This is a genomic window from Polaribacter sp. OB-PA-B3 (assembly GCF_054589375.1).
The window spans coordinates 217,233-230,436 of the sequence record NZ_BAAIIX010000002.1; the positions used below are offsets into that span (position 1 = coordinate 217,233).

15 protein-coding genes are annotated in these 13,204 nt (G+C 29.6%); 5 read left to right on the forward strand and 10 right to left on the reverse strand.

Annotation, left to right across the window (positions count from 1 at the left end; translation table 11 throughout):
* Positions 1-28: 28 nt before the first annotated feature.
* From ACYPV9_RS04645 to ACYPV9_RS04660, 4 genes are all read left to right on the forward strand, one after another.
* Positions 29-508 (forward strand): Lrp/AsnC family transcriptional regulator, encoded by a 480-nt coding sequence (locus tag ACYPV9_RS04645; RefSeq protein WP_077809232.1) that lies wholly within the window; start codon positions 29-31, stop codon positions 506-508.
* Positions 509-621: 113 nt separating this feature from the next.
* Positions 622-2,610 carry an alpha-ketoacid dehydrogenase subunit alpha/beta gene (locus ACYPV9_RS04650; RefSeq protein ID WP_459741947.1) on the forward strand — a complete coding sequence of 663 codons (1,989 nt, stop codon included), beginning with the start codon at positions 622-624 and terminating at the stop codon, positions 2,608-2,610.
* 34 nt (positions 2,611-2,644) lie between these two features.
* Entirely contained in the window at positions 2,645-3,649 is a 1,005-nt protein-coding gene (locus ACYPV9_RS04655) for an NADP-dependent oxidoreductase (RefSeq protein ID WP_459741949.1), read from the forward strand.
* The gene (locus tag ACYPV9_RS04660; protein ID WP_459741951.1) at positions 3,649-3,834 is read left to right on the forward strand and encodes a CPXCG motif-containing cysteine-rich protein; all 186 of its coding nucleotides are present in this window, start codon (positions 3,649-3,651) and stop codon (positions 3,832-3,834) included. The genes ACYPV9_RS04655 and ACYPV9_RS04660 overlap by 1 nt, the downstream gene beginning before the upstream one ends.
* A gap of 165 nt (positions 3,835-3,999) precedes the next feature.
* On the opposite strand, the gene ACYPV9_RS04665 is transcribed toward ACYPV9_RS04660, so the two are convergent.
* Positions 4,000-4,707: an RluA family pseudouridine synthase gene (locus ACYPV9_RS04665; protein ID WP_299060584.1), complete on the reverse strand. Its 708-nt coding sequence runs from the start codon at positions 4,705-4,707 to the stop codon at positions 4,000-4,002.
* A 109-nt stretch (positions 4,708-4,816) separates the two neighbouring features.
* On the opposite strand from ACYPV9_RS04665, the gene ACYPV9_RS04670 reads away from it, so the two are divergent.
* Entirely contained in the window at positions 4,817-5,362 is a 546-nt protein-coding gene (locus ACYPV9_RS04670) for a DUF4251 domain-containing protein (protein WP_459741954.1), read from the forward strand.
* 3 nt (positions 5,363-5,365) lie between these two features.
* On the opposite strand, the gene ACYPV9_RS04675 is transcribed toward ACYPV9_RS04670, so the two are convergent.
* The 9 genes from ACYPV9_RS04675 to ACYPV9_RS04715 form a co-directional block, all read right to left on the reverse strand.
* Entirely contained in the window at positions 5,366-6,568 is a 1,203-nt protein-coding gene (locus ACYPV9_RS04675) for a multidrug effflux MFS transporter (RefSeq protein WP_459741955.1), read from the reverse strand.
* A gap of 109 nt (positions 6,569-6,677) precedes the next feature.
* Positions 6,678-7,049, reverse strand: a complete 372-nt coding sequence (locus ACYPV9_RS04680; protein WP_299060575.1) for a DUF805 domain-containing protein — start codon at positions 7,047-7,049, stop codon at positions 6,678-6,680.
* Positions 7,050-7,070: 21 nt separating this feature from the next.
* Entirely contained in the window at positions 7,071-7,505 is a 435-nt protein-coding gene (locus ACYPV9_RS04685) for a DUF805 domain-containing protein (protein ID WP_459741957.1), read from the reverse strand.
* A gap of 13 nt (positions 7,506-7,518) precedes the next feature.
* A complete protein-coding gene (locus ACYPV9_RS04690; RefSeq protein ID WP_299060570.1) occupies positions 7,519-7,917 on the reverse strand; it encodes a DUF805 domain-containing protein in 399 nt (132 codons plus the stop codon).
* A 28-nt stretch (positions 7,918-7,945) separates the two neighbouring features.
* Positions 7,946-9,280 (reverse strand): DUF58 domain-containing protein, encoded by a 1,335-nt coding sequence (locus tag ACYPV9_RS04695; RefSeq protein WP_459741960.1) that lies wholly within the window; start codon positions 9,278-9,280, stop codon positions 7,946-7,948.
* Between the two features lie 20 nt (positions 9,281-9,300).
* Positions 9,301-10,320, reverse strand: coding sequence for an AAA family ATPase (locus ACYPV9_RS04700; protein WP_459741962.1), 1,020 nt, complete (start codon positions 10,318-10,320; stop codon positions 9,301-9,303).
* Positions 10,321-10,322: 2 nt separating this feature from the next.
* On the reverse strand, positions 10,323-11,534 hold the full coding sequence (locus ACYPV9_RS04705) for a hypothetical protein (RefSeq protein WP_459741963.1): 1,212 nt from the start codon (positions 11,532-11,534) through the stop codon (positions 10,323-10,325).
* Positions 11,535-12,236, reverse strand: a complete 702-nt coding sequence (locus ACYPV9_RS04710; protein ID WP_459741966.1) for a hypothetical protein — start codon at positions 12,234-12,236, stop codon at positions 11,535-11,537.
* Positions 12,236-13,201, reverse strand: a complete 966-nt coding sequence (locus tag ACYPV9_RS04715) for a stage II sporulation protein M (protein ID WP_459741967.1) — start codon at positions 13,199-13,201, stop codon at positions 12,236-12,238. The genes ACYPV9_RS04710 and ACYPV9_RS04715 overlap by 1 nt, the downstream gene beginning before the upstream one ends.
* Between the last annotated feature and the right edge of the window lie 3 nt (positions 13,202-13,204).

Below are 13,204 nucleotides of genomic sequence, written 5' to 3' on the forward strand. Positions count from 1 at the left end.
GCGATTATAATTGAATAATATACAAATTATGAAAAAATTTATTTTAGACGAAATAGATCATCAAATCTTAGACATTTTAATAGAAAATGCTAGAACACCATTTACAGATATTGCAAAACAATTATTAGTGTCTGCAGGAACCATTCACGTTCGTGTAAAAAAGATGGAGGATGAAGGTATTATTCAAGGTTCTACTTTAACACTTAACTACGAAAAAATGGGCTATTCTTTTATAGCGCATGTTGGTGTATATTTAGAGAAAACATCTATGACACAAAGCGTTATAGAAAATTTAAGAAACATACCTAATGTTACTGTTGCTTACGTTACAGCAGGTAAATATAATATTTTCTGTAAAGTTAGAGCAAAAGGAACAAATGATGCGAAAGACATTATATATCAAATAGACGATGTTCCTGGAGTTAATAGAACAGAAACTATGATTGCTTTAGAAGAAAGTATAAACGATAAAAAGAGAATGATGCACGCAATTTTTAAAGAATTGTAGTAGTATTTTACTTAACAATATTTAAAAATCCTTATCATTAAAATGATAAGGATTTTTTTGTGGATTTTACTTTTGATTGTTTATGTTTGTTAATGTTATGAAATATACAACGTATGGCAAGTAAAATTAAATTTATCGCAAATTCTATAGCGAAAGAACAACTTTTACATTTATATAAAGGAATGTTGTTACCTAGATTGATAGAAGAAAAAATGCTAATTCTTTTGCGTCAGGGTAAAATATCTAAATGGTTTTCTGGCATTGGGCAAGAGGCCATTGCAGTTGGTGTAGCTACTGCATTGTATGATGACGAATACATTTTACCAATGCACAGAAATTTAGGAGTGTTTACAACACGTAAAATTCCGTTATACAGACTTTTTTCGCAATGGCAAGGTAAATTAAATGGTTTTACTAAAGGTAGAGATAGAAGTTTTCATTTTGGGACACAAGAATTTAATATTGTTGGTATGATATCTCATCTTGGGCCACAATTAGGTGTTGCAGATGGTATTGCGCTGGCAAATAAAATAAAGCAAAACGGCAAAGTCTGTGCAGTTTTTACAGGAGAAGGCGGTACAAGTGAAGGAGATTTTCACGAGGCCTTAAATGTTGCTTCTGTATGGGATTTACCGGTTTTATTTTGTGTAGAAAATAATGGGTATGGTTTATCTACGCCAACATCAGAACAATTTAAATGTACTCATATTGCCGATAAAGGCATTGGTTATGGTATAGAAAGTTATATTATCGATGGCAATAACATATTAGAGGTGTATGCAAAAGTATCTGAAATAGCAGAAAGCATTCGAAAAAAACCAAGACCAGTATTGTTAGAGTTTAAAACCTTTAGAATGCGTGGGCACGAAGAAGCTAGCGGAACCAAATATGTGCCACAAAATTTATTAGATACATGGGCAAATAAAGATCCGTTAGAAAACTATAAAGAGTTTTTATTAGCTGAAGGTGTTCTTACAGAAGTGTTAGATGCATCTTTTCGTGCGGAAATTACATCAGAAATAAAAACAAACTTAGATAAAGCGTTTAATGAGAAAGAAATTGTACCAAATTTAGAAGACGAGTTAAAAGATGTATATAAAGACTATAGTTATAAGGAAATAGTACCGTCTATCGATAAGAAAAAAATAAGATTTATTGATGCAATCTCTGAAGGACTGGAGCAGTCTATGGAAAAAAATGATAATTTGATTATCATGGGACAAGATGTTGCAGATTATGGCGGTGTTTTTAAAATTACCGATGGATTTTTAGAGAAATTTGGTAAAGAACGTGTAAGAAATACACCTATTTGCGAGTCTGCAATTGTTTCTGCTGCTTACGGTTTATCTGTTAACGGATTTAAAGCTGTTATGGAAATGCAATTTGCAGATTTTGTATCATCAGGATTTAATCCTATAGTAAATTTATTAGCAAAATCACATTATCGATGGCAACAAAAAGCAGATATTGTAGTTAGAATGCCTTGTGGTGCAGGTGTTAATGCAGGACCATTTCATAGCCAAACAAACGAGGCTTGGTTTACCAAAACACCTGGTTTAATAGTTGTTTATCCGGCTTTTCCTTCAGATGCAAAAGGGTTATTGGCCTCGGCAATAGAGAATCCAAATCCTGTAATGTTTTTCGAGCACAAAGCTTTGTATAGATCTGTTTATCAAGAAGTATCAACAAATAGTTATACCACAGAAATTGGTAAAGCAGCTTTAATTAAACAAGGTGAAGCATTAACAATTATTAGCTATGGTGCTGCAATACATTGGGTTTTAGAGTCTTTAGAAAAGCAACAAATAGAAAATATAGATGTAATCGATTTAAGAACCTTACAGCCTTTAGATGTTGACACAATTTATAGTTCTGTAAAAAAAACAGGTAAAGCAATTATTGTACAAGAAGATTCTATGTTTGGTGGTTTGGCAAGTGATATTTCTGCATTAATAAGCGAAAACTGTTTCGAATATTTAGACGCACCGGTTGCTAGAATTGCAAGTTTAGAAACTCCAATACCATTTCAAGCCGAATTAGAAAATCAGTATTTAGGAAAAAGTAGATTAGATAAAGCCATCGAAGTGCTTTTAAATTATTAAAAATTAGTATTTTTAAAGTTAAAAATTAGTATTCATGATTAACAAACAAGTTATACTTAAAAATAGACCAAAAGGTTATCCAGATGAAAATACTTGGCAATTAGAAAAGAATGAAATTCCGGAATTACAAGACGGAGAAATTTTAATAGAACATCATTATATATCATTAGACCCAGCAATGCGTGGTTGGATGAATGATTCTAAATCATACATTCCGCCCGTAGCTCTAGATCACGTTATGCGTGCAGGTGCTATTGGTAAAGTTATTAAAACAAATAACAACGCAAAATTTGAGGTTGGAGATTGTGTAACAAGTTGGGGTGGCGTGCAACAATATTCTATTACAAACGGAGATGGTTGGTTTAAATTAGACGAAAGTTTGGCTTCTATGCCAATGTATTTGGGTACTTTAGGTATGCCCGGAATGACAGCATACTTTGGTATTTTAGAAGTAGGAAAAGTAAAACAAGGAGATATCGTTTTGGTATCTGGTGCTGCAGGAGCAGTTGGTGCCATTGTTGGGCAAATAGCTAAAATAAAAGGTTGTACAGTAATTGGTATTGCCGGTGGAAAAGAAAAATGCGACTATATTGTTAACGAGTTGGGTTTTGATGATGCTATAGATTACAAAAACGAGAATATTTACTCTGCTTTAAAAAAGAAATGTCCTAAAGGTATCGATGTCTTTTTCGATAACGTTGGTGGCGTAATTTTAGATGCAGCTTTAAGTAAATTAAGAATGCACGCAAAAGTTGTTATTTGTGGGGCTATTTCTCAGTACAACAACAAAAGTAAAGTACAAGGTCCTAGTAATTATCTATCATTATTAGTAACACGTTCTACAATGCAAGGCCTTATGGTAATGGATTATACCAAAGATTTTGGTAAAGCTGTAAAAGAAATGAGTGGCTGGTTGCAAGAAGGAAAATTAAAATCTAAAGAAGATATTTACAACGGAATCGAAAACTTTCAAGAAACCTATAATCGACTTTTTACAGGTAATAAAAACGGAAAATTAGTTTTAAAAGTTAAAGAGTAGTGGAGCAAGAGCATTTTTTTCAATGCCCATATTGTTGGGAAGAAGTATCGATGATTTTAGATGCAAGTGTACATCAGCAAACCTACATAGAAGATTGTGAGGTTTGTTGTAATCCTATAGAAGTTACACCAATTTTTGAGGCAGGAGAATTAATAGCATTTAATGCACAAAATATAGAACAATAATTTTTAGAAGCTATTTCCTGCTTTCGCTACTCGCTTTTTTTCGCTTCGCTAGATTGTTTTCATAAAAATATCCTTTTATGAAAACAATCTAAAAAGAGCTCAAACAAACCGCTCTATCAGGGCTAAGAAATTTTAGAAACAATATTTCTATAGCTTATGAAGTGCCTAATTTGTTAACGGATTTTTCCATGAAAACTTTTCAAAAGCACTTGTCCAATCTTCAGGAAATACTGCTTTCAAACTTAAAAATTCTTCAGAAAAAGGATGCTTAAATTCTAATTTACCAGCGTGTAAAAACATTTTGCACCAACCAAAGTTGTTTTCAAACATTATATTGTGGTTTTTATCGCCATATTTTGGGTCGCCAATTAACGGATTGCTAATTTTATTGGTATGAATTCTTAATTGATGCATTCTACCTGTTTTAGGTTTCATTTCAATTAAACTATAACGAGAAGAATCGTAAGGTTTTACAGGAATTTCTAGTGTTACCTTTTCTAAGGTTTTTAAAATTGTTAATGCATCTTTGTGTACATTGGCATCACGCCCTTTTACTGGCGAATCTATTATTTTTTCTTCGGGTGCAAAACCTCTAACCAAACCGTAATATGTTTTTTCAATTTGATTATTAGTAAACAATTCTTGAAACTTAGAAACGTATTGCTTTTCTTTTGCTAATAAAATAATACCAGATGTTTTTCTGTCTAAACGATGTATAGGGTACGTTTTTATTCCTTTTAACGCTTCAATTAATTGCAATAGAGAATCTTCATCTGCAACATTTCTAGAATGATGCGCATGATGAACTACAACATTGTTAGGTTTACTAACGCATAAGATGTATGCATCTTCAAAAATAATATGTACACTCATTTCTCTTATTTAAATTTCAAAAATACCACTTAATTTGTGATATCTTTAAACGAATTTAAATTCCTTTTTTGTAAATTTAGATACCTAATAATCAATAAAATATTTAATTATGAGAGTAGTATTGGTAAGTTTATTGGTTTTTTGCTTTGGTTGTTCTGGTTTGAAAAGTACAGCTACACAAGCAGAAATTAATAATTTAAAAGAAATAATAGCTAGTAAAAATATAGAAGCAATTTTTGATTGGGCGCAACCAATGGGATTAAATAATAATGTAAGAGGATTAGAAAATTTATTACCACCTGGAAGTTCTACCAATAATATTAATTTATCTGGAAATGCTAATTTTTTCAGAATTAAAAATGATGGTGTTCATGTAGATTTGCCTTTTTACGGTCAGCAACAATTGTCTAGAGGTTATAATGCAGATGCTGGAATTAAATTTGATGGCAAGCCACAGGCAGAAAAAAAATATTTCGATAATAAGAAAGGTGCTTATATTTTAAAATACACTTTAAATGCAAAAGATGAAGGTTACAATGCTACACTAACTTTATACCCAAATGGTAATTGCAGTTTAAATGTAAATAGCAGTCATAGATCTACAATTTATTACAATGGTAATTGGAAAGTACTTACCGAAAACAATAATGAGTAATGTTTAATCTACTTTTTTATTAGCAACATTTAAGTACTGTATTAAGCAAAGAGCAATTAATCCGCAGATAAAAAAACCTATAAATAAAGGTAAAGCAGTTTTATCTAAAAAGCCACCAATATATGTGGCAATAGGAACTGCCATTATGGTAGAGAAAAAACCGTTGATTGCTGCACCAATACCAGCAATATGACCAATAGGTTCCATAGCTAAAGCACGCGTGTTTCCGAATAAAAAGCCAATTGCAAAAAATTGTATCGCAAAAAACGTTATCAATACATAAATACTTGGGTTGCTTTCACCATAAAATAGCAACATGTAGATAATTGGTATAATTGTAAATAATACTGTAAAAATTTTAACCAATTTAAACATACCTAACCTTACAACTAAAGTTCCGTTTAAGAATGTTGCAATACCAATACTAATTGCCAAACCTGCAAAAATAAAAGGAAACTCTTCTTTTAAATGGTATTGTTTTTCGAATATTTGCTGACTTGCACTTAAATAAACCATAAAAGAGCCAGTAATAAAACCAGAGAATAAGGTAAAAATTACAGCGTTTTTATGTTTTATAAATTCTTTTGTACCCGAAACAAATAAAGATAATTTAAATTTTTTTCTGTTTGCTACCTTTAAAGTTTCCGGTTGCCTTTTCCAAAGCCATAGCATCACAAATAAACCAAAAAATAATTGGCTGTAGAAAATAGATTTCCATCCGTAAGAATCTAGCATTATTTTACCAATAGCAGGCGCAACCACCGGAACTAAAATAAATATAACCACAACAAAAGACATTACTTTAGCCATATAATTACCGCTAAAACGATCTCTAACCATTGCTATACTTATAGTTCTAGGAGCAGAAAGACCAATACCTTGTAGAATTCTTCCTAAGATCATCATTTCTAAATTTTCAGAAAAAATACACACCAAGCTTGCAAAAGCAAACACAATAAAACCTACATAAATTACAGGTTTTCTACCAAAACTATCCGATAACGGGCCCGAAATTAACTGTCCAAAACCTAAACCTAAAAAAATCATGGTAATTAATAACTGATTGTTTTGAGAATCTGTCACATTAATAGATAAACCAATATCTGTTATTGCAGGTAATAATGCGTCTATAGCTAATGCCACCAAAGACATTAAAGAAGCCATTACAATAATAAATTCTATTTCAGATTTTTGTCTAATTTCCATTGGGCAAAAGTAGTTTATTCACTTTTATATTTTTGTAAATATTCGTTTTATAAATAAAAAAAAAGGACTGCAGAATAGCAGTCCTTTTTTTATTTAAAATTAAAAGAAATTATTCATTTCCAATAAAATCTATTTCATTACTATTTCCTAAACCTTTTGGGTTTGGTCCCCATTTATTTTCACCATTTTCACTATCAGTACAAGCTAAATACAAGTTGTAAAAAGGAATCAATAAAAACCAACCACTTTTACCAGCATCGTGCATCCTTCTAACACCAACAGCTAAAGAAGGTAAAAATACTGCAACAGAATATATGGTTTCAATAAGCGATGTTTCAGGTGAAACTAATGTGCCTTGCATTATAAATTTAATTGTAAATGATATTATTGCATTTATTAATACAAACATCCAATACTCTTTTCTTCTTGCTCTTCCTTTAAAATCTGCATACTGCTTTAAAACTTTTAAATACCAATTCATTTTTTTTATTTTTAATTAAACTTATTCTCTTCCTATAAAATCTATTTCTCTGTTATTATTTATTCCTTTCGGGTTTTCTCCGTATTTGTTCACTTTATTTTCGCCTTCCATACAAGTTAATATCAAAAACCAAAAACCACCAATGTATGGTATTAAATTGATAAAAAACCATGCACCACTTTTACCTAAATCGTGCATTCTTCTTGAACTTACAGCTAGTGAAGGAATAAAAGTGGCTATTGCATAAACCACCAATATTTGAAGAAAAATAAAGTTTGTTTCTTTATCTGAGTACTGTTCGTCAATTATAGACAAACTATTATTAGAATATATAAATAGAAACAGTAAAAGTCCTAAAAACAAATAATGAAATAAAAAGAACATCCAATATTCTTTTCTTCTTGCTCTGCCAGAAAATTTAAAATAATCTTTTAATACTTTTAAATACCAATCCATAGTTTATTTATTTTTATTCTTTTCCTATATTTTCTAATTCAGATGTATCCATTTTCTTCGGATTCATTCCGTATTTATTTTGTCCTTCCCAACTATTTTCTAAGAATAAGATTAAGAGCCAAATAGGTCCTATTAACGGAATAAATCGAACAAACCAATAAGTGCCAGATTTGTTTATATCATGTAATCTTCTAACCGCACAAGCTAAATGTGGCGTTATAATAAATAAGCCATAAATACCTATTAATAAAAAACCTTCGTTAGTTAAAGTGTATGTATTAATAAGTTCTGCAATAAACCCAAGTATTGTAAATATAATAAGGTTGCAAAGAAGAAAAATCCAATATTCTTTTCTTCTAGCACGACCAGAAAAATTCGCATAATTTCTTATGCAGTAGGTATAGTAATTCATTGCTTTTTTTTTTGCGAAAATAGTTTTTTTAAAACAATCCTCTAGATTTTAATTCAAGATATTTATTAATAACATCTCCGGTTAAGTTTTCGGGTGATGTTAAGACAGATTGAATTCCGTATTTCTTTAACTCATTTACAATTCTAATCTTTTCGTACATAAACTTTTCTGCAATAATACTGTCGTAAACATCTTGTATATTATCTGTGTCTGTATTGATTAAAGATTGTAATTCGGTGTTTTTAAAGAATATAATTAATACCAAATGATTTTTAGCTAAAGCACGCAAATAGGGAAGTTGTCTGTTTAAACCATCCATAGTTTCGAAATTTGTATAGATAATTAATAAACTTCTGTGCGTAATTTTTCTTTTTATAACTGCGTATAATGTACTGAAATCAGATTCAGAAAAATCAGTTTTAAGATTGTATAGAGACTCAGAAATCAAATTCATTTGAGAATTTCTCTTTTCAGCAACAATCCAATCTTCTAGTTTCTTAGAAAAAGATAACATTCCGGCTTTGTCTTGTTTTCTTAAAACGATATTGCTAATTGCAAGTGTAGCGTTTATAGCGTAATCTAATAAGGAAAGCTGATTGAATTGCATTTGCATTGCACGACCTTTATCGATTATTGCATATACGGGTTGCGATTTTTCTTCTACATACTGATTGACCATCAATTGGTTGCTTTTTGCTGTAGCTTTCCAATTTAAAGTTCTTATGTCGTCTCCAGAAACGTATTCTTTAATTTGTTCAAATTCTAAAGAATGACCAATTCTTCTCACTTTTTTTGTGCCGTAGGATAAACTATTGTTTGTGAAAGCTTTAAAATCAAATTCTTTCAATTTCAAGAAAGAAGGATAACATTTTAGTATTTTTTCTTCTCCTAAAACATATTTTCTGGTTACTAATTGTAACGGAGTATTTGTATAAACATTTGTTTTTCCGAAGTTATAAACTCCTCTTTGATTTGGTTTTAAATCATAAAGAAGAACTTTATCCTTATCTGAATCAATCTTTAAATTAAAATTGGCATCTCTTTTTTGAAACTGATATGGTAATTCTTCTATAATATTCAGAATTACTTTAAAACCATAAGTATTGGTAAAGTTCAAACGAATTGTATTTACATCTCCGTTAGATAACCTTTCTGGTAAATTTCTTGAAAATTCGATACCCTTTTTTAACTTATACAAAAGTATTATATCGATTAAAGAAACCATAAAAAGTATAAATAAAAGTACTTTAGAAATTTCGAAAAATATTGGTACAAAAAAACCAACAACAAAAAGTGCTGCAATTATACCTAATAAATAGAATAATCTATTGTTTAAAAAGAGTGAATTGTAAAAGTTTTTCAAGGTTTGATTTTCTCTTTAAATTATCTTGGTATTTCTACTGCTTCTATAATTTGCGCAATAATTTGCTTGCTGCCTAAACCTTCCATTTCTCTTTCTGGTGTTACAATAACTCTGTGCTGTAATACTGGTATTGTAGCTTTTTTAATGTCTTCTGGGGTAACAAAATCTCTACCATCAATAGCTGCAAAGGCTTTAGACGCGTTTAAAATTGCAATACTTGCTCTTGGCGAAGCGCCTAAATATAAAAAAGAATTAGATCTGGTGTTTACAACAATATTAGCAATGTATTTTAATAAATTTTCTTCTATTGCAATTTGGTTTACCAAATTTCTAAATTCTTTAATTTTAGAAGCAGAAATAACAGTTTCTATTTTACTAGATTTTGTGGTATTATTTAAAGCTTGTTCTTTTAATATGATCTCAAATTCTTCTTCAGCATTTGGATATGCTACATTTATTTTGAATAAAAAACGGTCTAATTGAGCTTCGGGTAATCTATACGTACCTTCTTGTTCTATAGGGTTTTGCGTTGCTAAAACCATAAAAGGTTCTTCCATTTTATAGGTTGTACCATCAATAGTTACTTGTTTTTCTTCCATAACTTCAAATAAAGCAGCTTGTGTTTTTGCAGGCGCTCTATTAATTTCATCAATAAGAATCATGTTCGAAAAAATAGGTCCTTTTTTAAATTCAAATTCCGAAGTTTGAAGATTGTATACTGATGTTCCTAAAATATCCGAAGGCATTAAATCTGGCGTAAACTGAATTCTACTAAAATCTGCAGCAATAGTTTTAGATAAAAGTTTGGCAGTTATGGTTTTTGCAACACCAGGAACGCCTTCAATTAATACGTGTCCGTCGGATAATAATGCAACAATTAACAATTCTAACATGTCTTTTTGACCCACAATTACTTTTTGTAATTGCTCTTTAATTTTGAAAACGTTTTCTTGTAATTCGCTTACATCTAACCTGTTTTTAAACTCGATTTTATTCGTTTCTTCAGGGATGTTATTTGGCTCTGTATTTAAAGAATTCATAGTTATTTTTTTAAGAAATTTTCTATCATTTTATGCAATACAATTAATTGTTCTTTAGAACATTCTGTCTTTTTATTTAAAGTGATAATTGTATGTATTAAATATTTTGTTTTTTGATGTTCGTTACCCGATTTTGCTGCTAATTTCTTAATAAAATCAGCATTTAAATTTGCGGTATCTATTAAGTATTTAGAACGGACTTTTTCTAAGAAAAAAGTAATTTTTTTATCAACTAAATTCTTATGATCTTCCTCACTTAAATACAAATTAGAAATTGTTTGTGTAAAAGCTACAGTTGTATTTTTTATAGGTTTTATTACGGGTACTGCTCTTTGTTTTCTTCGTGCATTGAATAGCATAAAAAGGAGCAAACCAATTATTGATATATATAAAAACCAGGTAAGCGTTGGATGTTTTAAAAAATAATTAAAAATGGATGGTTTATCGTCTGGATTTTGAGAATATTCGCTCGATTTAATATGTTCGTCCCATAAAACCGGATTATTTGGTAAATAGGAGAGAAGGTTGGCAACATAAGTTGTTTTGCCTTTTAATAAGTAATAATTTGTAAATACAATTGGATTTGTGTGTAAGTAAAAAGCACCTTTACCATGATAGATTTTAATAAAATTTGGTACTTCTTCGCCATCTATCTTTGTTGTGCCTAAAACCATTGTTTTACCTTCGTTGTATTGTAAAAAATAATTTCTTTTAATATTTCTAGAATACAGATATGGTTTTTTACCAAAATCTGGGTGTTTTAGGTAAAATTCTCCTTTTAATTTTTTTAAGTTTTCATTTCCAAAAGTATTTTTGTCTAAATTATTAATGCTAAATTCTAAGGCTTCTTTAAAATCAGCATTAAAATAATGTAAAGAAATAAATGCAGAATTTCCCTTAGAAACAAACTCTAACAAAGATTTTGTGCCTTCTTTGGTTTGTTTAAAAGCGGCATTTTTTATTAAAACATAATTTTTTTTATTGATTGTATCTCCATCAAAAGAAAAAATTGATGCGTCGTAAAAATTTTCTTTAAGAATCGTCACATCCGTATCTGGAAATAAATTAGGTGCTTCTTTTGAAATTATATAATTTCCAAACGGACTTTTTTCTTTTTCTCTATAATTTTCATCCCAATTGGTTTTTGTACAACCTGTAATTATAATTAAGGTAACAAGTAAGAAAATTCTAAATATGTTTTTAAGGTTTATCATTTAAGAAATGTTATTTATAAATGATTCATACTTAGTTTGCAATGTATAAAACTCTTCTTTTGATACAGCAAAATCGCCATACCAAACGTAGCTATAAACATAGGTTAAATAAGAAAATTGATTTCTAACTGCACCTTTTTTAAGTTCAAATTTGTATTCTGAATTTGTTTTGTCTTTATGATAATTAATTAGCTTTTTGGTAGAAAGTACTTTTAAGGTTTTCAAAAAATAGAAACGAATAGCCAATTTGTAATTTTCAGATTGTATGGCTTCTTCTAATAGGGTATTTAAATCTAGCTCATTAATATCTTCTTCTTCATAAATTAGTTTCTCAGCAGTTTTTTTCGGGGCTTTCTTAAAATTGAAAAAACCAATTTTAGAACCAAGAGCCACTTTTAAGATGATAAAAATTACAATTCCGCCCAACAAAAAAGGAAAAATTACTTTTAAAAAAGAGGCAATACTAGTTAAAAAACTTAAATCTGCATTTGATTTTTTCTTTTCCTTTTCTTCTGTATACGTAAAATCTTTACCATTATATTTTGTGTTTAAACTATCAGAAAAAGTCCTTAAAGTACTGTATTCAATACTTTTACTATATTTAGTTGTGTCTTTGTATTTTACAATACTATCAAGCTTTTCTTGTTGGGCTTTTACAATAAAGCTTGTAAAAATCATCACTAATAAAATAACTTTTTTCATTATCTTAATTGATGTTTTCTAGCCACTTTAAAAGGCAAAATTAAATAGTAGTAACTAATTGTCGCTAAACAAAATAGAATAATTGCAAAGCAGAATAATGTTGGCATTATATTAGAATACCTTGTAACGTATCCTTCTAAAAAAGCCGCCATAACTGTAAATGGTATGGTACTTAAAAAGATGTAAAAAGCATTTCTTACGCCTATTTTAAAAGATTCGAACCTTTTTAAAGTTCCCGGAAACAAGATACTTGCGCCAATAATGTAACCTGTTGCGGCTTCGATAATCATACCGAAGATTTCATAAGTTCCATGAATCCAGATTCCTTTAATACTATCAAAAAAACTATTTTGTTGGTAAAAGAATGCCTGAAATACAGCAACCATAATTCCGTTCATCACAACATAATAACCGGTTCCAATTCCAAGAAATAATCCAGAAAGAAACATATTTAGGCCAACTCTTTGGTTATTATTATAAATACCTATAAATGTACCCCAATTGCTACCTCCTTTATAAATAGCCATGGCATCGCCACTTTCTATATTTTCTAGCGTTTGATCTATATATTCATCACTTAATACTTGTCTAGCAAAACTATCATCATTAAAAGTTGAAAGTAAACCGATAAAAAAGCAGATAAAGAAAAAAGCAAATGATAAATAAATGAATTTTCTGTATTGATAGGAGAGAAGTGGTACTTTATCAAAAAAGAAATATAAAAATATATTCTGATCTCTCCTTTTAGAATGGTAAACTTTGTCGAAGCTACTTTTTGCTAATTTATTAAGATAAGTGGTAACCTTGCTTTTTGGGTAATACGTTTGCGCATATACCAAATCATTCATGATTTTTATATGCAAGTTGGCAATGTCATCTGGACTTTTTTTCGTTTTATTTGAAATAACTTGTTCAAATTCGAGCCATTTTTCTTTATTTTGCTTTATAAAAGCGACCTCTCTCATTAA